The 19,129-nt window shown below is 71.8% G+C and carries 15 protein-coding genes and 1 riboswitch; of the genes, 5 read left to right on the plus strand and 10 right to left on the minus strand.

Features of this window, described 5'->3' with window-relative positions; all coding sequences use genetic code 11:
- Positions 1-3: 3 nt before the first annotated feature.
- Positions 4-735, plus strand: a complete 732-nt coding sequence (locus RMT89_RS09005) for a ZIP family metal transporter (protein WP_315883264.1) — start codon at positions 4-6, stop codon at positions 733-735.
- 5 nt (positions 736-740) lie between these two features.
- Here RMT89_RS09005 and cobI read toward each other — a convergent pair whose 3' ends face one another.
- The 7 genes from cobI to RMT89_RS09040 are packed head-to-tail and all read right to left on the minus strand — an operon-like array spanning position 741 to position 11,600.
- Complete coding sequence (gene cobI, locus RMT89_RS09010) at positions 741-1,493, minus strand: precorrin-2 C(20)-methyltransferase (protein WP_399497808.1); 753 nt, start codon at positions 1,491-1,493, stop codon at positions 741-743.
- Entirely contained in the window at positions 1,490-2,929 is a 1,440-nt protein-coding gene (locus RMT89_RS09015; protein WP_399497811.1) for a cobyrinate a,c-diamide synthase, read from the minus strand. The genes cobI and RMT89_RS09015 overlap by 4 nt, the downstream gene beginning before the upstream one ends.
- The gene (gene cobO, locus RMT89_RS09020) at positions 2,926-3,525 is read right to left on the minus strand and encodes a cob(I)yrinic acid a,c-diamide adenosyltransferase (RefSeq protein ID WP_315883267.1); all 600 of its coding nucleotides are present in this window, start codon (positions 3,523-3,525) and stop codon (positions 2,926-2,928) included. Before cobO ends, RMT89_RS09015 begins: the two co-directional genes overlap by 4 nt.
- Positions 3,525-5,507, minus strand: coding sequence for a putative cobaltochelatase (locus RMT89_RS09025; protein WP_315883268.1), 1,983 nt, complete (start codon positions 5,505-5,507; stop codon positions 3,525-3,527). The genes cobO and RMT89_RS09025 overlap by 1 nt, the downstream gene beginning before the upstream one ends.
- On the minus strand, positions 5,504-9,157 hold the full coding sequence (cobN, locus tag RMT89_RS09030) for a cobaltochelatase subunit CobN (RefSeq protein WP_315883269.1): 3,654 nt from the start codon (positions 9,155-9,157) through the stop codon (positions 5,504-5,506). The genes RMT89_RS09025 and cobN overlap by 4 nt, the downstream gene beginning before the upstream one ends.
- Positions 9,154-10,662, minus strand: a complete 1,509-nt coding sequence (locus RMT89_RS09035; protein ID WP_315883270.1) for a cobyric acid synthase — start codon at positions 10,660-10,662, stop codon at positions 9,154-9,156. The genes cobN and RMT89_RS09035 overlap by 4 nt, the downstream gene beginning before the upstream one ends.
- A complete protein-coding gene (locus RMT89_RS09040) occupies positions 10,659-11,600 on the minus strand; it encodes a cobalamin biosynthesis protein (RefSeq protein ID WP_315883271.1) in 942 nt (313 codons plus the stop codon). Before RMT89_RS09040 ends, RMT89_RS09035 begins: the two co-directional genes overlap by 4 nt.
- A gap of 99 nt (positions 11,601-11,699) precedes the next feature.
- A riboswitch (cobalamin riboswitch) is annotated at positions 11,700-11,842 on the minus strand.
- A gap of 214 nt (positions 11,843-12,056) precedes the next feature.
- On the opposite strand from RMT89_RS09040, the gene RMT89_RS09045 reads away from it, so the two are divergent.
- Positions 12,057-12,800 carry a CU044_2847 family protein gene (locus tag RMT89_RS09045; RefSeq protein WP_315883272.1) on the plus strand — a complete coding sequence of 248 codons (744 nt, stop codon included), beginning with the start codon at positions 12,057-12,059 and terminating at the stop codon, positions 12,798-12,800.
- A 184-nt stretch (positions 12,801-12,984) separates the two neighbouring features.
- On the opposite strand, the gene RMT89_RS09050 is transcribed toward RMT89_RS09045, so the two are convergent.
- The 3 genes from RMT89_RS09050 to RMT89_RS09060 all read right to left on the minus strand — a co-directional run bounded on the left by RMT89_RS09050 (position 12,985) and on the right by RMT89_RS09060 (position 15,380).
- Positions 12,985-13,206, minus strand: coding sequence for a hypothetical protein (locus RMT89_RS09050; protein ID WP_315883273.1), 222 nt, complete (start codon positions 13,204-13,206; stop codon positions 12,985-12,987).
- A gap of 31 nt (positions 13,207-13,237) precedes the next feature.
- Complete coding sequence (locus tag RMT89_RS09055) at positions 13,238-14,476, minus strand: anion permease (RefSeq protein WP_315883274.1); 1,239 nt, start codon at positions 14,474-14,476, stop codon at positions 13,238-13,240.
- 154 nt (positions 14,477-14,630) lie between these two features.
- Positions 14,631-15,380, minus strand: coding sequence for a lysozyme (locus RMT89_RS09060; RefSeq protein WP_315883275.1), 750 nt, complete (start codon positions 15,378-15,380; stop codon positions 14,631-14,633).
- Between the two features lie 196 nt (positions 15,381-15,576).
- On the opposite strand from RMT89_RS09060, the gene RMT89_RS09065 reads away from it, so the two are divergent.
- The 3 genes from RMT89_RS09065 (at position 15,577) to RMT89_RS09075 (ending at position 19,084) form a co-directional block, all read left to right on the plus strand.
- A complete protein-coding gene (locus RMT89_RS09065; protein WP_315883276.1) occupies positions 15,577-16,308 on the plus strand; it encodes a class II aldolase/adducin family protein in 732 nt (243 codons plus the stop codon).
- A 77-nt stretch (positions 16,309-16,385) separates the two neighbouring features.
- Positions 16,386-17,513 (plus strand): alpha/beta fold hydrolase, encoded by a 1,128-nt coding sequence (locus RMT89_RS09070; RefSeq protein ID WP_315883277.1) that lies wholly within the window; start codon positions 16,386-16,388, stop codon positions 17,511-17,513.
- Between the two features lie 173 nt (positions 17,514-17,686).
- A complete protein-coding gene (locus RMT89_RS09075; protein ID WP_315883278.1) occupies positions 17,687-19,084 on the plus strand; it encodes a hypothetical protein in 1,398 nt (465 codons plus the stop codon).
- Positions 19,085-19,129 lie beyond the last annotated feature (45 nt).

Raw genomic sequence — 19,129 nt, forward strand, 5'->3', positions numbered from 1 at the left:
CCTGTGGCGGTCTTCGTGGCGCTCGGCGCGTTCCTGATGACGCTGGTCGGCGGCTGGACGGCACAGCGCGTGACCTACCGCCGCCATCTGGTCCTGGGCCTGGCCGGCGGCCTGATGCTGGGCGTGGTCGGCCTGGACCTGCTGCCGGAGGCGCTGGAGGCGGCGGGCGAGGAGGTCTACGGCGTACCGGCCGCGCTGCTCCTGTTCGTGGCCGGCTTCCTCCTGGCCCACTTGGTGGAACGGCTGCTGGCCGCCCGTCAGGCCGCGCACGGCGCGGAGGAGAAGGACGGCCGGGCCCCCGAGGCGGGCCTGACGGCGGCCGCGGCGATGGTCGGCCACAGCGCGATGGACGGCGTGGCGATCGGCGCGGCGTTCCAGGTGGGCGGCGGCATGGGCACGGCGGTGGCCCTGGCCGTCATCGCCCACGACTTCGCGGACGGCTTCAACACGTACACGATCACCAGCCTGTACGGGAACGCCCGCCGCCGAGCCCTCGCCATGCTGTTCGCGGACGCGGTCGCGCCCGTGGTGGGCGCCGCCTCGACGACGTTCGTGACCGTCCCCGAGGGCCTGCTCGGCTGCCATCTCGGCCTGTTCGGCGGCGCGCTGGTCTACCTCGCCGCGGCGGAGATCCTCCCCGAGGCCCACCACGAACACCCGGCGGGACCGACACTGTTGTGCACGATCGCCGGGGCGGGGTTCATCTGGCTGGTGGTGGGAGTGCCGGGGTCCTGAGGCGCTCACAACTTCCCGCCCCGACCGCCGTCGCGCCGGGCGGGCGCGATGAGCGTGGAGAGGTACGGCAGCGGCGCCCCGTCGAGTTCGGCGGCGCGCCGGATGGATTCCTCGGGCAGCCCGAGCGCGGCACCCCACACGGCGTCATCGATCCGCCCGGTCTCCCGGAGGGCCTCGGCGACCTCACCGGCCTGCCGCCCGAACTTGTAGGCGACGACGGTCCCGGGCCCGGCGAGCGCGTCCTTGAGCACGGCGGCCCCGGCGGTGACCGGAACGAGGGTGAGCGGCTCGGTCCCTTCGGTGAGCACGGCACCGGAACGGGCGGCGAGATCCTGCATGGCGGTGATGCCGGGAACGGTCTCGACGACGGTGTCCGGCAGCAACTCCCCGATGGTCAGGGCGAGATAGGTGAAGGTGGAGTACACGTTGGGATCGCCGATGGTGGCGAAGGCGACAACGGCGTGCTCGCGCAGCAGCTGCGCGACGCGCTCCCCGGCGGCGTCCCAGGCGGCCTCACGGCGAGCGCGATCGGTCCGCTCATTGAGAGCGAAGACGACGCGGACGATCCTGCTCTGGTCGACATAGTGCAGAACGGTGGCTTCGGCCCGCCCCCGCTCACCGCCATCTTTTCCGTCAAATGCAGCCATGACGGGCACGACGACGACATCGGCCGCGCGCAGAGCGCCCACGCCCTTGACGGTCACCAGCTCCGGATCGCCGGGACCCACCCCGACTCCGATCAACCTGCTGCTGCTCATGACGTCCGGCACCTCTCCACGAACCGACGGGCGACACCGGGCTGCGACGCCCAGTGCGTGTGCAGATAACTCGCGTGCACACCTTGTTGTACGAAACCTTCGACGCGCCGCGCAGGGGCACGCACGCCCCATGCGGGAGCCGCCCCCGCGCCCGGCTCGACGACGGTCCGATGAAACTCGTGCCCTCGCATCCGCGTCCCGGCGACGGCGAGCGAACTGTCACTCACGGCCACGGCATCCCGATACCCGAGGGTGAGCCGCTCGGACATACGAGCGTCGGCATCCAGAACCCCGCACATGGGAAGCCCGTCGAGCGCACGGCAGAGATAGAGCAGCCCGGCGCATTCGGCGGCGACGGGAGCACCGGTCTCTGCGAGGGCGGTCACGGCTTTACGCAGAGGTTCGTTGGCGGACAGCTCGGAGGCATACACCTCCGGGAAGCCACCCCCGATGACCAAAGCCCGGGTACCGTCGGGCAGTTGCTCATCCCGCAGCGGATCGAAAGGGACGACTTCGGCACCGGCGGCGGTGAGCAACTCGGCGTGCTCGGCGTAGGAGAAGGTGAACGCAGATCCACCGGCCACGGCAACAACCAGCCCGTCCGGCGTTTGCGGACGAGGCCCTTCGGGCCGAAGCGGGGGTCCGGGGGCGGCAGCCCCCGGGGTCGGGACGGGAAGGGGCGGCGGGGGCGAAGAAACCACGGCCTCAGCCGGAGACCAAGCCGCACCCGGCAAAGAACCCGCTCCCCGCGCCAGCGCCAGCAACCCCTCCAGATCACACCCTTCAGCGACCTGCGCCCCCATCGCACCCACAGCCTCCACGGCCGCAGCCCTGCGCTCAGCCGCCGGCACCAACCCCAGATGCCGAGAAGGCGTATCCACCTGAGCAACCCGCCGCAGCACCCCCAGCACAGGCACCCCGGCCGACTCCAACGCCTCCCGCAACAACTCCTCGTGCCGATCGGAAGCGACCTTGTTGAGGATCGCCCCCCCGACCCGAACCTCCGGATCCCAGGACGCGAACCCATGCACCAGCGCCGCCACGGACCGAGACTGCGACGACGCGTCCACGACGAGCACCACCGGCGCCCGCAACAGCTTCGCGACATGCGCGGTGGACGCCAGTTCACCCTCCCCCGCGGCACCGTCGTACAGCCCCATGACCCCCTCGACGACAGCGACGTCACACCCGCGCGCGCCGTGCAGGAACAAGGGCCCGACCAACTCCGGCCCGCACAGATACGCGTCGAGATTTCGTCCCACCCGCCCGGTCGCGAGCGCGTGATACCCGGGGTCGATGTAGTCAGGACCCACCTTGTGCGGGGACACGGCAAGCCCCCGCGCGGTGAACGCGGCCATCAACCCCGTGGCAACGGTGGTCTTCCCGCTCCCGGAGGAGGGCGCGGCGATGACCAGCCGAGGGACGGAAGACGTCACCACTCGATGCCCCTCTGCCCCTTCTGCCCGGCGTCCATGGGGTGCTTGACCTTGGACATGTCGGTCACGAGATCGGCGAAGTCGACGAGCTTCCCGGGAGCGTTCCGCCCGGTGATCACCACATGCTGGGTCCCCGGCCGATTGCGCAGCACGTCGACGACCTCATCGGTGTCGACCCACCCCCAGTGCATCGGATAGGCGAACTCGTCCAGCACATACAGCTTGTACGTCTCGGCCGCCAGATCCCGCTTGACCTGCTCCCAGCCCTCCCGGGCCTTCTCCTCATTGTCCATCTGCTGATCGCGCTGCACCCACGACCAGCCCTCCCCCATCTTGTGCCAGTCGACGGACCCGCCCTCACCGCTGGCACCGAGCACCCGCAGCGCGTTCTCCTCGCCGACCTTCCACTTCGCCGACTTCACGAACTGGAACACCCCGATGGGCCACCCCTGATTCCAGGCGCGCAGCGCAAGCCCGAAGGCGGCGGTGGACTTGCCCTTCCCGATGCCCGTATGCACCACGACCAACGGCCGGTTACGCCGCTGTCGCGTGGTCAGCCCGTCGTCCGGGATCACACTCGGCTGCCCCTGAGGCATTACGCGGCCCTCCTCTGTACGTCCTTCACCAGACCGGCGATCGAGTCGGCCCGCAACTCGTCCAACGTCACCGCCGTACCGCCCAGCTCACCGGCCAACTGCCCGGCGAGGCCCAGCCGCACGGGCCCGGACTCACAGTCCACGACAACGGACGCGACCCCCTCGGCAGCGAACAGTCGAGCGGCCCGCCCGGCCAGCGCGACCGGCTCGGGGCCCCCGGTGGCCCGCCCGTCCGTCACCACCACGAGAAGCGCCCGCCGCGCAGGATCCCGCAGCCGCTCCACCCGCAGCACGTCATGCGCCTTGAGCAGCCCCGCGGCCAAGGGCGTACGCCCACCGGTCGGCAGCGACTCCAGCCGAGCCGCGGCCGCGTCCACGGACGACGTGGGCGGCAGCGCCACATCGGCGGCGGACCCCCGGAACGTCACCAGACCCACCTTGTCCCGTCGCTGATAAGCGTCCAGCAGCAGCGACAGCACGGCCCCCTTCACGGCACTCATCCGCTGCCGCGCCGCCATCGACCCCGACGCGTCGACCACGAACAGCACGAGGTTGCCCTCACGCCCCTCCCGGGCCGCCTGCCGCAGATCGTCCCGCCGTACGACAAGCCCCCGCCCGGACCGCCCACGCGCCCGCTGATGCGGGGCGGCCGCCTGCACGGTCGCCGCCAGATGCAGCTTGGTCAGCGCGCCCTGAGGACGCCGCGCACCGGTCGTCCGCCCGTGCTCGGTCCGCGCCCGCGAACGCCGCCCCGCGGCCCCCTCACCGATCCCGGGCACGCTCAGCACCTTGGTGCGGAACGGCTCGGCGGCCCGTACGGGCTGCTGCTCACCGGCTCCCGAGGGCTGCGGCTCGCCGCCCTCACCTGCCTCGGGCCGCGCACCCGTGTCCCCGTCCTGCGGCCCCGCGTCCGGGGCCGGCTGCCCACCGCCCCCGCCCGGCCCGTCGGGACCGGGGTCCTCGTCGTCCTCACCGGAGAACTCCTCCAGCGTCTGGTCCAGCCTGTCCTCGTCAAGTCCGGGCGCGTCGAAGGGGTTACGGCGCCGCCGGTGCGGCAGCGCGAGCAGCGCGGCCTGCCGCACGTCCTCAGCAAGCACGTCGGTACGCCCGGCCCACGCGGCCAGCGCCGTGGCGGTACGCGCCATCACGATGTCGGCACGCATCCCGTCCACCTCGAAGGCCGCGCAGGTCGCCGCGATCTGCCGGAGCGCCCCGTCCCCGAGCCGCACCGACGGCAGCAACTCCCGTGCGGCGACGATACGTTGACGTACGGACGCCTCCTCGTCGGCCCAACGGCCGACAAATCCGGCCGGATCGTCGTCGTAGGCGAGCCGCCGCCGTACGACCTCCACCCGCTGATCGGGCTCCCGCGAGGCCGCGACCTCCACGGTCAGCCCGAACCGGTCGAGGAGCTGCGGCCGGAGCTCGCCCTCCTCGGGGTTCATGGTGCCGACGAGCAGGAACTTGGCGGCGTGCCGTACGGACACACCCTCCCGCTCCACGTACGACGCACCCATCGCGGCCGCGTCGAGCAGCAGATCGACCAGGTGGTCATGGAGGAGGTTGACCTCGTCGACGTAGAGGATGCCGCGGTGGGCGTCGGCGAGCAGACCGGGCTCGAAGGCTTTGACGCCCTCCGCGAGCGCCCGCTCGATGTCGAGAGCACCGACAAGCCGGTCCTCGGAGGCGCCGACGGGGAGTTCGACCATACGGGCGGGGCGGGCGGTGCCGTTGCCGGGCTCGTGCGGCCCGTCCGGGCAGGCGGGGTCCGGTTGCGCCGGGTCACAGGAGAAACGGCATCCGGGGACGACCGGCACCTCCGGCAGCAGCGCCGAAAGAGCGCGTACCGCCGTCGACTTGGCGGTGCCTTTCTCGCCGCGCACCAGCACACCGCCGACGGCCGGCGATACGGCGTTCAGCAGCAGCGCGAGCCGCAGGTCGTCCTGGCCGACAACGGCCGTGAACGGGAAGGGGGTGGTCACTGGTCGCCCTCCAAGTCGCCTTCCAGCTCCAGATACGTGGCCTGCAGCCGCTCCAGCGTCTCCGCGTCCGGCTCGGCCCACAGACCGCGGTCGGCGGCCTCCAGCAGCCGCTCGGTGATCCCGCGCAGCGCCCAGGGGTTGGACTTCTTCATGAAGTCCCGGTTCTCCGGGTCGAAGACGTACTCCGCGCTGAGCTTCTCGTACATCCAGTCGTCCACGACCCCGGCGGTGGCGTCGTAGCCGAAGAGGTAGTCGACGGTCGCCGCCATCTCGAAGGCGCCCTTGTAGCCGTGCCGGCGCATCGCCGCCATCCAGCGCGGGTTGACCACGCGGGCGCGGAAGACACGGTGCGTCTCCTCGCCCAGCGTGCGGGTCCTGACCTGGTCGGGGGTGGCGGAGTCGCCGACGTACGCCTCGGGGGAGGCGCCCGTCAGATGGCGGACCATGGCGACCATGCCGCCGTGGTACTGGAAGTAGTCGTCGGCGTCGACCAGGTCGTGCTCACGGGTGTCGACGTTCTTCGCCGCGACCGCGATCCGCTTGAACGCCGTCTCCATGTCCCCGCGCGCCGCCCGCCCGTCGAGCCCCCGCCCGTAGGCGTAACCGCCCCACACCGCGTACACCTCGGCCAGGTCGGCGTCGGAGCGCCAGTTGCGGGCGTCGATCAGCGGCAGCAGACCGGCGCCGTACGCGCCCGGCTTGGAGCCGAAGACCCGCGCGGTGGCCCGCCGTCGGTCTCCGTGCTCGGCGGTGTCCTCGTCGGCGTGCGCCTTCACGAAGTTCTTCTCGGCGGGCTCGTCGAGGTCGGCCACCGCCCGTACCGCGTCGTCGATCAGCGCGACCACATGCGGGAACGCGTCCCGGAAGAACCCGGAGATCCGGACGGTGACGTCGATGCGCGGCCGACCCAGCTCCTCCAGGGGCACCACCTCGAACCCGGTGACCCGGCGCGAGGCGTCGTCCCAGACCGGACGGCAGCCCAGCAGCGCCAGGATTTCCGCGATGTCGTCGCCCTGGGTGCGCATGGCGGAGGTGCCCCACACCGTGAGCCCGACGGACTTCGGGTACTCGCCGGTGTCCTGGAGATACCGGGCGACCAGCGAGTCGGCCAGGGATTGTCCGACCTCCCAACTCAGCCGGGAGGGAATGGCCTTGGGGTCGACGGAGTAGAAGTTCCGGCCGGTCGGCAGCACGTTGACCAGACCGCGGGTCGGCGATCCGGACGGCCCGGCGGGGACGTAACCGCCGTCCAGGGCCCGCAGGATGTGCCCGATCTCGTCCGTCGTCCGGGCGAGACGCGGTACGACCTCGTCGCAGGCGAACTCCAACACGGCCACGGCGTCGGGCAGTTCCGTGCCGACCACCTCGTGCACGAGAGCCGGTACCGCGGCGGCCCGCCACTCCCGCTCCTCCATGCCCTCCGCGACCCGGCGGCACAGCTGCTCCAGCAGATCGATCGCGTCGGCGGCCGTACGCGAGGGACCCTCGACCAGTTCGGTCAGCTCTACCGGCACCTTCACCGGCGCGCCCGGCTCGGCCAGCAACTCCTTCTCGCTGAGCCCGAAATGGGCCGCGAACGAGGACCGCAGTCCCGGCAGGGCGTTCGCCTGCCCGCCCCACACCTGCGAGGCGCGCAGCACGGCGAGCACCAGGTTCACGCGCGGCTCACCGACCGGCCCGCCGCCGAGGATGTGCAGCCCGTCGCGGATCTGCACGTCCTTGATCTCGCACAGATAGCCGTCGATGTGCATGACGAACTCGTCGAACGCCTCGTCGTCCGGCTGGTCCTCGACATGCAGATCGTGGTGCAGTTCGGCCGCCTTCACCAGCGTCCAGATCTGCGCCCGCACGGCCGGCGCCTTCGTCGGGTCCAGGTCGGACACGAGCGCGTACTCGTCGAGCAGCTGCTCCAGCTTCGCCAGGTCACCGTAGGTGTCGGCGCGCGCCATCGGCGGTACGAGGTGGTCGACGACCGTGGCGTGCCCGCGCCGCTTGGCCTGGGTGCCCTCGCCGGGGTCGTTGACGATGAAGGGGTAGATCAGCGGGAGTTCACCGAGCACGGCATCCGGCGCGCAGCCCCCGCTGAGCCCGAGCCCCTTGCCCGGCAGCCACTCCATCGTGCCGTGCTTGCCCATGTGGACGATGGCGTCGGCGCCGAAGGAGTTCTCCAGCCAGCGGTACGCGGCCATGTAGTGGTGCGAGGGCGGCATGTCCGGGTCGTGGTAGATCGCGATCGGGTTCTCGCCGAAGCCGCGCGGCGGCTGGATCATCACCACGACATTGCCGAACTGCAGGGACGCGAGCACGATCTCGTCCCCGTCGACGTACAGCGACCCCGGTGGCTCGCCCCACGCCTCCAGCATGGCGTCCCTGAGCTCCGGGTCGAGCTTGTCGAACCAGGCCCGGTAGTCGGCGAGCGGCACGCGCGCGGGCGCGGAGGCCAGCTGCTCCTCGGTCAGCCACTCGACGTCATGACCACCGGCCTCGATGAGCCGGTGGATCAGCTCGTCGCCGCCGGAGGGGTATTCGGTGAGGGAGTACCCGGCGTCCTTGAGCGCGTCCAGCACCCGGACCGCGGAGGCGGGCGTGTCGAGTCCGACCGCGTTGCCGACCCGGGAGTGCTTGGTCGGATAGGCGGTGAAGACCAGCGCGAGGCGCTTCTCGGCGTTCGGCTTGTGCTTCAACCGTGCGTGCCGCAGGGCGATTCCGGCGACGCGCGCGGCCCGCTCGGGGTCGGCGACGTACACCGGGACGTCGTCGGGCCCCTGCTCCTTGAAGGAGAACGGCACCGTGATGAGCCGCCCGTCGAACTCCGGGATCGCGACCTGCATGGCCGCGTCCATGGGGGAGAGGGCGGCGTCGGACTCGTCCCACGCCTGTCGCGACGAGGTCAGGCAAAGCCCTTGCAGCACAGGGACGTTGAGATCGGCGAGAGCACCGATGTCCCAGGCCTCCTCGTCACCGCCGGCCGAGGCCTGCGAGGCGTGGGTGCCGCCCGCGGCGAGGACGGTGGCGACGAGGGCGTCGGCCTTGCCGAGGATCTCGTACAGCCCCGCGTCGGCGCCGCGCAGCGAACCGCAGTACACCGGAAGGGCGTTGGCGCCGCCGGCCTCGATCGCGTCGCACAGGGTGTCCACGAAGGCGGTGTTGCCGCTGAGCTCATGGGCCCGGTAGAAGAGCACGCCGACGGTCGGACGGCCCGGCCGGATCTCATGGCCGCCATGGACGCCGTACTCCGGCATCTTCTGCGGCTCGACGAAGCCCTCGCCGGTCAGCAGCACGGTGTCCGAGAGGAACCGGGCGAGTTCGGTGAGGTTGGCGGGCCCGCCCTCGACGAGGTACTTCAGCGCCTCGGCGACGACACCGGCGGGGACCGAGGACTCGGCCATCAACTCGGCGTCCGGGACGGTCTCGCCGCCCAGCAGCACGGTCGGGATGCCGGACGCCTTCAGCGCGGCGAGCCCGTCCTCCCAGGCGCGCTTGCCGCCGAGCAGCCGTACGACGGCGATGTCGGAGCCCTCGATGAGCGAGGGCAGCTCCTCCGTGACATCGACCCGGGTCGGGTTGCCGATCCGGTAGTCGGTGCCGGAAGCGGCCCGGGCCGCCAGCAGATCCGTGTCGGCGGTCGACAACAACAACACTGTGCTCATGCGGGCGCTCCCGGTGGAATGAAAGGCAGTCCTTGTGGCGCGCCCGACTCGATGAGCCGCCAGAGCGCGTCCGTGTCCGCGTGCTGTTCGATCAGATCGCCGAGCCGGTCGAGCTGCTCCTCGCGCAGCGCGGCGAACGAGGTGTCGGCGGCCGGTACGAAGCGACGGCCCGCGGCGGCGGCCACCTCGCGAAGGAAGGCGCGCCGGAAACCGTCCGACTCCAGGGAGCCGTGCCAGTGGGTGCCCCAGGTCTGCCCGACCCGGCACCCGTCGAGGAAGGGTTCGCCGCTGGCTATGGAAGCGACCCCGTGATGGATCTCGTACCCCTCGACCCGCTCGCCGAGGGCTTCCCCTGTCGGCCGGGTGAGGGTCTTCTCGCGGGCGAACCGCACCCGCACGGGCAGGATGCCGAGGCCCTCGACATGCCCGCGCCGGCTCTCGACGTCGTCCTCGATGTGCTCGCCGAGGACCTGGAAGCCGCCGCAGATGCCGAGGATGGGCTGTCGTTGAGCGGCCCTCTGCGCGAGAGCCTCCGCAAGGCCCCGCCCGCGCAGCCATTCCAGCGCTTTTACGGTCCCCCGAGTACCCGGGATCACGACCAGATCCGCGTCGGCCAACTCCTCCGGCCGGTCCACGAACCGCACGACGACGCCGGGTTCGGCGGCGAGGGCGTCGACGTCGGTGAAGTTGGACATGAGGGGGACGGCACAGACGGCGACGCGCAGGACGTCCTCGCCGACGGGAGCGGAGACCTGGGACTCCCGTACGGCTCCCCGCAGGGAGACGCGCAGGCCGTCCTCCTCGTCGATCCCGAGGCCGTGCTGGAAGGGCAGCACGCCGTAGGTGTGCCGCCCGGTGAGACCGTGGAGCATGTCGAGACCGGGTTCGAGGAGGCTGACGTCTCCCCGGAACTTGTTCACCAGGAACCCGGCGACCAGCTTCTGGTCCTCCTGCGACAGCAGGGCGACAGTTCCGAAGAAGGAGGCGAAGACGCCGCCGCGGTCGATGTCACCGACGACGAGGACGGGCAGAGCGGCATTGCGTGCGATGCCCATGTTCACGATGTCGGTGCGCCGCAGATTGATCTCGGCCGGGGAACCGGCCCCCTCGCAGATCACCGCGTCATACGTGCCCCGCAGCTCGGCGAGACAGTCGAGCACGGTCCCGAGGAGTTGCCGCTGCCGGCCCCCGTGATAGCCCCGCGCACTGAGCTCACCCACGGGCTTGCCCATGAGCACGACCTGACTGCTCTGCTCGCCACCGGGCTTGAGCAGCACCGGATTCATGAGCGCCGTCGGCTCGACACGGCAGGCCTGGGCCTGCATGGCCTGGGCCCGCCCGATCTCGGCGCCTTCCCGGGTCACGAACGAATTGAGGGACATGTTCTGCGCCTTGAAGGGCGCGACCTTGACCCCCTGCCGGACCAGCCACCGACAGATACCGGCGGTGACCACACTCTTACCGGCGTCCGACGTCGTACCGGCGACCAGCAGCCCCCCGTTCACGGCGTACGCCCCTTCACGATCCGGCGCGCGGCGACACTGACCCCGAGCGCGAGCCAACTCACCCGCCGGGACAGCCGTACGGCCCGCTCGATGTCCCCGACCTCCACAGCACGCCCCTCCCCGTTCAGCACCGGCCGATGCTCGATACGCCCGCCGTACGACAAGGTCCCGCCGAGCCGCACTCCCAGCGCCCCCGCGAACGACGCCTCCACCGGCCCGGCGTTGGGGCTCGGATGCTTCGCGGCGTCGGCACGCCAGGCCCGCACGGCCCCCCGGGGACTTCCCCCGGCCACGGCGGCGAGTACGGCGGTCAGCCGCGCCCCCGGCCACCCGGCGACGTCGTCGAGGCGAGCGGAGGCCCAGCCGTAGCGCCGGTAACGGGCCGACTTGTGACCGACCATGGCGTCAAGCGTGTTCACGGCCCGGAACCCGACAAGCCCGGGCACCCCGCCCAGGGCCCCCCACACCAGCGCCCCCACCACGGCGTCGGAGGTGTTCTCGGCGACGGACTCGACGACCGCCCGCGCGATTCCGTCGGCGTCCAGCGCCTGAGGATCCCGCCCGCACAGATGCGGCAGCCGCGCCCGAGCAGCCTCGACGTCCCCTCGGTGAAGCGCCTGCGCGATGACCCGAGCCTCCCGGCCGAGCGAAGTCCCGCCGACGACGGCCCAGGTGGCCAGCCCGGTCAGGGCGACGGAAGCGACAGGGGAGCGCCGTACGGAACGAGCCGCGACAGCACCCATGGCGACGGCGCCACCGGCGCACACGGCGGTGTGCAACGCGCCCCGTCCTCGGTTGTCACGCCACAACAGGCGTTCCACGGCACCCGCGGCCCGACCGAACACGGCGACCGGATGCCCGCGGCGCGGATCGCCGAGGAGCAGATCACCGAGGAGGCCGGCGGCGGCGCCGTACGCGAAGACGCGATCGGCCCGCATCGGCTCAGCCGATCGCGGAGTCAGACGCGGGTCTGGTACTGGATGTCGATCGGCAGGCGAGCATCGCGATATGTCCTCACTCAGGGTGTCCACGCCCTGGTTCGACGAGACCGGCGGTGAGAGTTCCTGGCTCCCGGGGCTATCTACCCCGGTGACAGTGGCGGGACCGCGCCGGACTCACACCGGCTTCCTCTCTTGCCGCCGTACATGGCTCCGGCAGTCCACCACGGCCCCGGAAGGGCCGTCAACTTGCCTTTGACCTGCGACGAGGGAGTGTGCTGAGTTCCACACCGCAAGCACGGCGGGCCGGTCCGCGAAGGCCGCTCGCGGTGAATTCCCCTCGGCCGGGCGGCATTCCGTGATCTCGCTCGTGCCACGCACCGTGAGCTCCCGCAATGGCGCGTATGCCCCGAACCGGGGTACGGCGGACGCGGGAGAGGACGCGGAGTGGCCTACGTGGGCGAGTTGCTTCTGGACGACGGGCAGATCGTGCTGCTGGAGCTGGCCGGTGACGGCCCTGCGGGAGTGCAGCGCGTCTCGCGCGGGGGTGTGATGGCCGGCGCGGCCGAGACCCTCCAGCAGGCACTCGGCCGGGTCCGCCCCGCGCTCGGCGCGGTCCTGGACGACGCCAGACGCCTGTCGAGACCGCCCGCGGAGGTGACCGTCGAGTTCGGCATCACGCCCAGCGCGGAGGGCGGGGACTCGCGGGGGCCATCGCGCGCTTCTGGAGCGAGGACGGCCAGGTCACGGGCAGCGGCTTTCTCGTCGCCGAGCGAACGCTGTGCACACGCGCCCACGTCGTGGCGAGCGCGCTCGGCACCTCCGACACCGAGGAGACGCCCCCGCCTCCCCGGTGACCGTCGACTTCCCGCTCCTGACCCCGCCCTCGGGCCGGCTGCGGGCCGCGGTCACCCACTGGCGTCCGGTCACGTCCGACGGTGGCGGCGACATGGCGCTGCTGACGCTGGAGGAGACGGCGGTACGGCGGTGTGGGACCACGCCTTCCGCGTCCTGGGCTTTCCCCGGCGCACCGACGAGCACGGCGTCCGGGCCGACGGCAAGCGCGTGGCGGTTGCGGTGGAGGCAGGCGTCTTCGTCTGGGATCCCGGCTCGGCCGACTTCCAGCGGCGGGACCCGGGGTATGTCGCTCGGGTCGCCCTGTACAGAAGGGCGGCCAGGCGCCCTCCACAACGGCACTGAATGGGGCACCTGGAGCATCCCCCTGGAGGTATCCACGCTCGCCGAAGGCCTCTGCCGCGCCATCGGCACCTACGACCCACCCGCGCCGCGCGAGAACCTGCCCCCTACGGCGTAGAAGAAGGCGCCCTGCCCGTGAGCCCCCGCTGGGGCCCCGGATCAGGGCGCGATGTCGTCGAGGCAGGTGCTACGCCACGATCAGATAGATCCCATACCCCACAGCCGCCGCACACGCCGCGAAGCACGCATACGCGCCGGTCACCGCCGCCGCGGCGGACCCGCCCTGTTCCGCCGCCCGCTCGCGGCGCGCGAGGCCGGTGATGCCGAGGGCGAACAGGGCCACGAGGGTCACGGTGACCAGGAGGCTGACGCCGAAGACGGAGCCGAGTGCCGTCCAGTCGATCTTCATAATGATGCTTTCTCGGGTAGCCGGACGGGGATCAGACGGTGGCCTGGGACGGCGTCGGCTCGCCGGCCGGGGCCGGGATCGTCGCCGCGAGGTCCGCGGTCACCGTGCCCGCCGGTGGCGGCGGAGTCACGGCCGCCATCGCCGTCGTCACCACGCCCGCAGGCTCCTCGGTCTCGTTCACGTTCGTGTGGTCGACGACCTCACGCCGCGACATCTTCCAGATGGCCGCGCTGGAGGCGACCAGGAAGACCGCCACAACCGCCGTACCCCAGGACCCGAAGCCCGTCACGTACTCCGCGACCGCGGCGACCAGCGCCGCCGCCGGCAGCGTCAGACCCCACGCCACGAACATCCGCGTCGCGGTGGACCAGCGGACCACGCCCCCCTTGCGGCCGAGTCCCGCGCCCATCACGGAGCCGGAGACCGAGTGCGTGGTCGAGAGGGAGAAGCCGAGGTGGGACGAGGCGAGGATGACCGTCGCCGCGCTGGTCTGGGCGGCGAAGCCCTGCTGCGGCTGAAGGTCGGTCAGCCCCTTGCCCATGGTGCGGATGATCCGCCAGCCACCCAGGTAGGTGCCGAGCGCGATGGCCAGGCCCGCCGTGAGGATGACCCACATCGGCGGGTCGGAGTCGGGGGCGAGGGTGCCGCCGGCGACGAGGGCGAGGGTGATGATGCCCATCGTCTTCTGCGCGTCGTTGGTGCCGTGGGCGAGCGAGACCAGACCGGCGGAGGCGATCTGCCCGGCGCGGTAGCCCTTCTCGGAGGCCTTGCTGCCCTCGGCCTTCTTGCCGAAGGAGTACATCAGCCTCGTAGCGAGCATCGCCGCGAGGCCCGCGACCAGCGGGGCGGCGATCGCCGGGATCAGCACCTTGGTGACGAGCACGTCGCCGTGGACCGCGCCGACACCCGCCGAGGCGATGGTCGCGCCGATCAGACCGCCCATGAGGGCGTGGGAGGAGCTGGAGGGCAGGCCCACCAGCCAGGTCAGCAGATTCCAGAGGATCGCGCCGACCAGGGCGGCGAAGATGACCTCGGGACGGATGCCGGTCTCATCGACGAGACCTTTGGAGATCGTGTTGGCGACCTCCACGGAGAGAAAGGCGCCGACAAGGTTCAGCACGGCGGACATGGCCACCGCGACCTTGGGCTTGAGCGCACCGGTCGAGATGGTCGTGGCCATCGCGTTGGCGGTGTCGTGAAAACCGTTCGTGAAATCGAACGCGAGTGCGGTTACCACCACAATCGCGAGGATCAGCGAGAAGTTTTCCATTTACCCAGGCAATCATTCGAGGTCATTGGCCGGATGAACGTAAGTAACCTGAGTGAACGGAAGATGAACTGAGGTGGGCTGCGTGGTGTCCGGAGGAGAGGTTCGACCTTCCGCCGGACCCGCGCCGCTCCGCACGGTCCAGGCGCCCCAAGGGTCAGGAGCCTCGGGCAAACCTCCTGAGCTGGGTCATGGACCCGTTGAAGTAATTCTGGTCACCCGGCAGGCTGCCGCCGTTGTCGTACTGCCAGAAGGTCCACGCCGGCCATCCGGCGGGCAGCGTGCCCGCGCTCGCGGAGTTGTAGCGGGCCACCCACAGCGCGTGATTCGAGGCGAAGGCCCGGCTGCTGCCCGTGCAGGTGTTCCACCAGTGCGCGGTCGTGTAGATCACCGGCCGGCGGCCGGTCAGCCGCTGCACCTCGTCGCTGAACGCCTTGATCCAGCGGACCATCTTCGACCGGCTCAGGCCGTAGCACTTGTGCTCTTTGTCGTACGGGTTGTACTCGATGTCCAGCGCGGGCGGCAGCGTCCAGCCGTCCGCCGTCCAGCCACCGCCGTTGCGCACGAAGTGCCCGGCCTGCGTCTTCCCCGACGACTTGTTCGGCAGCGCGAAGTGGTACGCCCCGCGGATCAGGCCCGCACCGCGGGAGCCGTTGTACTGCTGGTCGAAGTACGGGTTGCGGTAGGTGTGGGACTCGGTCGCCTTGACGTAGACGAACTTGGCGCCCTTGGACTTCGCGCTCTGCCAGTTGACGTTCTTCTGATGGGACGAGACGTCGTGTCCCCTGGGCCGGCTCGCCGCCGCGGCCGGAGATTCGGCCAGTGCGGTTCCCCCGATGGCCAGCGCCGCCACGGACGCCGCGAGCACGCGGGCGCGGTGACGGGACGGTTTGCGATCACGGGCCATGTTTCCCCCCGGAATGGCGACGTGCACGACAAATCAGCCAGAGAGTACTGGAGGTTCGGAGAATGGTCGTCGATCTCCGGCCAAGCACTGGGAGAGGGTGATGTATCCGGATATGCGTCCTTCTGGACGCTCGACTTCCGGCCTGAAGTGCCCGGGCCCGGCGGCCGTTCGGGGCCGCGGCTGGCAGGATCGCGGCATGGCTGAGCAGCGAGGGAAGCAGCGGGGCGCGGGAGAAGCGGGGGAGGGCGCACAGGAAGTGCGGGAGCCGTGGCCGGAGGGTGTGCGTCCCGAGGAGGCGCGCGCCTGGGAGGAACTCGTCGCCACGGCCCGCCGGACCGTGTCCGACGGTCTGGTCGTGGGGACGTCCGGCAATGTCTCGGTCCGCGTCGGGGACACGGTCCTGGTCACACCGTCGGGTGTGCCGTACGACCGGCTCACCCCCGGGGATGTGACGGGCGTCGACCTGTCCGGCCGTCAGGTCCTCGGCGCGCTGCGGCCGACCAGCGAACTGCCCATGCATCTCGCGGTCTACGGCGCCACCGACGCCCGCGCGATCGTCCACACCCACGCCGTGCACGCCACGGCCGTCTCGACCCTGGTCCAGGAGGTCCCCGCGGTCCACTACATCACCGCGGACCTCGGCGGACCTGCCCGGGTTGCCCCGTATGCGACATACGGCACCGAGGAGTTGGCCGAGAACATGCTCCGGGCCCTGGCCGACCGCACGGCCTGCCTCCTCCAGAACCACGGCACGATGGCCTACGGCAGGACCCTGACCCAGGCCCACGACCGCACGGCACAACTGGAGTGGATGTGCCGAGTCTGGCTGACGGCGTCCTCCGTCCCGGGCCTGACTCCGAGCCTGCTGACCCCCGGACAACTGAAAGAGGTGGGGGAGAGGCTACGGGGGTACGGCCAGCCCGGCTGACGCCATCTGCCACGGTTACGTCACCCTCGTCCGTCCTCCCACTGGCCGCTGACGGGGTCCGCCAGGACACTGGACGGGTGCGCACTGTCAAAGCGACGGCCGCTGCCGTCACCATGGCCCTGGCCGCCGGCGCGGCAAGCGTGGCCGCCGGGCGGATCGCCAGCGACGCCGCGCTCAAGGCGCCCCCCGGCAGGCCCCTGCCCACCGAACCCCGGCTCACGGTGCACGGCACGGCGGCGGGCCAGATCACGCTCACCCGCGACCTGGCCTCTCTGCGCCCCGGCATCTACGGCCTCGGCGGCGACGGCTCGCACGCGGTCGTGGGCCCCGTCCTCGCCACCGCGACCCACACCGCCGACACGGTCGTGCGCCGCCTGGAGCGCGTCACCCACGGCTCCCTCGCCCCCGGCGACCGCGTCTGGCTCACCCCGAACCTGCACGTCGGCGACCCGGCCTCCGCGCTCGGCCTCGACCACGCGGACATCGACATCCCCGGCGAACTCGGCTCGCTGCCCGCATGGTTCGTGCCCGGAACCCGCACCACCTGGATCATCACGGTGCACGGCCTCGGCACCACCCGCGAACTCTCCATGAACGTCATGGAGTTCCTCGCCGCCCGCCACTTCCCGGTCCTCGCCCTCGGCTACCGCGGCGACCTCGGCGCGCCCCGCTCCCCGGACGGTCTGAACCACCTCGGCGAGACCGAGTGGCGCGACCTGGACGCGGCGATCCGCTACGCCGTGCGCTACGGCGCCGGAAATGTCGTCCTGCACGGCTGGTCCACCGGCGCGACGATGGCCCTGCGCGCCGCCGCCCGCTCCGGTCTCCGCGACCGTGTCTCGGGACTCGTGCTGGACTCCCCGGTCCTCAGCTGGGAGGCCACCCTGCGCGCCCTCGCCTCCGCCCGCCGCACTCCGGGCGCCCTGCTCCCGCTGGCGGTCCGCGCCGCGCAGGGCCGCACGGGCCTGTACGGCGACCGTGCCGGCCCCGAGGGCACCCAGGACCAGCTCACCGTGCCGACCCTGATCTTCCACGGCCCCGATGACGCGGTCGCCCCCTGGATCCACTCCCGCCGCCTGGCCGACGCCCGCCCCAACCTGGTGGCCCTCAAGACGGTCGAACGCGCCCCCCACGGAGCCATGTGGAACGCGGACCCCACGTCCTACGAGGAATCCCTGCGCCGCTTCCTGACCCCTCTCATGTGAGCGCCCCGGGCGACGGCACCCGCCGGACCGGCTCCACCGGTTCCGTTTAACCCGGTACAACTGGCCTGTTATCGGCCCTGCGCCGCCCGCCGGGCCCCGTGCGTTGGCCATCCCCGTCGCCCCTCGTGACATTCCGTTTGGGTTTTCGGACCGTCAACCGGAAGACTGCACCCGTGACGTCCCGTATCCCGCGCGACTCCAGGCTTCGACTCGTCCGCCCGCGACCCCTGGCCGCCGCCCCCAGAGCTGTGAACCAGCGGCGCCCGAGCCGCCCCGCACCGCGCCCCCCCGAGGGCACCCCGGCCCCCGCGGAGCTGGCCGGAATGGCGCGCTCCGGCCTGGCTGCGGCGGCCCGTGTCGCCCGCTGGGCCGACGCCGCCCTGCGCCCGGGCCGCGACGGCGCCCACCCCGACGGCAAGGGCACCCTCTCCGACGAGACCGCCGAACGGGCCGCCACCGACCTGGACCTGACCACCGCTCAGATCCGCGCCGACTGGGACACCGCCCGCCTCGCCGGGCTGATCGAGGTGCACGGCGACAGCGCGCGCCCCGGTTGGCGCCTGCGCGCCTGGAACCGTGACGACAGCGCCGTACTGCGCGGCTGGGTCGCCCTCTTCGACGCCTGGTCGCTCGCCTACCCGGAGCCCGAGGACCACGAGCCCGCCGCCGTCGCCGAGGTCGTCTCGGCCATGCCGCAGGTGCTCTCCTTCCTCCAGCTGTCCGCGGGCCCCGTGCCGGTGGCACAACTCCTCGACCTGCTGGAGCAGCGCGTCACCGAACTGCGCACCGAGCGCTGCGAGATTCCTTACGGCCCGCAGCCCGAACCCCTTCACTCGCGGGCCGAGGACACCCCCCTCGCTCCCCTCCTCGACTGGGCCCTGCACGCCCTCGCCTCCGTGGGCGCCCTCACCTACGGCGACGGCCAGGCAACCCTGACCCCGCTCGGCAGCTGGGCGGTCTGGGTCAAGCTGGAGCAGATCTGCGTGGCCGCCCAGAGCCCCGCCGGGAACATCGAGCAGGCGGCCGAGGACATGCTCCGCGGCTGCGCCCAGCTCCGCCCCAACGCCGCCCGCGCCGAGTACCGCGCCTGGCTGGCGGCCCGCCCCGTCGGCAGCGCCGTCACCGAACTGATCGACGCCGCCCGCGGTGAGGACGCCCTGCTGCGCGGCCTCGCCTTCGAGGCGCTGCGCGTCGTGGGCGCCCCCGCCGAGCCCGACGTACGGTCCGTGGCCGAGGAGCCGGCGCTCAGGCCGTATGCCCTGCTGTGGCTGGCCGAGCACGACGGCGTCGACCCGGAGGACGCCCATGAGGTCCTCACCCGGGAGGAGGCGACCTGGCTCTGGGTCGACACCGCCGCCGCGGTCGCCGACCACGGCGAGGCGCCCATGCTCGTCCGCCATCTGGAGTCCGCGCTGCAACCGACCGTCCCCGCCCTGCTGGACGAGGTCCGCGCCGTCGGTCACCCGCGCACGGTGCAGGTCCTGGTCGCCCTCGCGGCCGCCCACCCCGACCCGGCCCTGGCCAAGGCGGTCCGCCGCGCCGCCTTCCAGGTGCACACGGGCGGGAACTAGGACAGGGCGCCTAGAAGTGTCCTGAAGATCTCGCTTGGGCCGCCC

The organism is Streptomyces sp. P17 (genome assembly GCF_032436805.1).
GTDB lineage: Bacteria > Actinomycetota > Actinomycetes > Streptomycetales > Streptomycetaceae > Streptomyces.

Excerpts from the sequence above, each read along its gene's own strand:
- cobN (WP_315883269.1), bottom strand. The coding sequence starts at position 9,157 with ATGAGCACAGTGTTGTTGTTGTCGACCGCCGACACGGATCTGCTGGCG.
- RMT89_RS09060 (WP_315883275.1), bottom strand. The coding sequence starts at position 15,380 with ATGGCCCGTGATCGCAAACCGTCCCGTCACCGCGCCCGCGTGCTCGCG.
- RMT89_RS09040 (WP_315883271.1), bottom strand. The coding sequence starts at position 11,600 with ATGCGGGCCGATCGCGTCTTCGCGTACGGCGCCGCCGCCGGCCTCCTC.
- cobO (WP_315883267.1), bottom strand. The coding sequence starts at position 3,525 with ATGCCTCAGGGGCAGCCGAGTGTGATCCCGGACGACGGGCTGACCACG.
- RMT89_RS09055 (WP_315883274.1), bottom strand. The coding sequence starts at position 14,476 with ATGGAAAACTTCTCGCTGATCCTCGCGATTGTGGTGGTAACCGCACTC.
- RMT89_RS09050 (WP_315883273.1), bottom strand. The coding sequence starts at position 13,206 with ATGAAGATCGACTGGACGGCACTCGGCTCCGTCTTCGGCGTCAGCCTC.
- RMT89_RS09065 (WP_315883276.1), top strand. The coding sequence starts at position 15,577 with ATGGCTGAGCAGCGAGGGAAGCAGCGGGGCGCGGGAGAAGCGGGGGAG.
- cobI (WP_399497808.1), bottom strand. The coding sequence starts at position 1,493 with ATGAGCAGCAGCAGGTTGATCGGAGTCGGGGTGGGTCCCGGCGATCCG.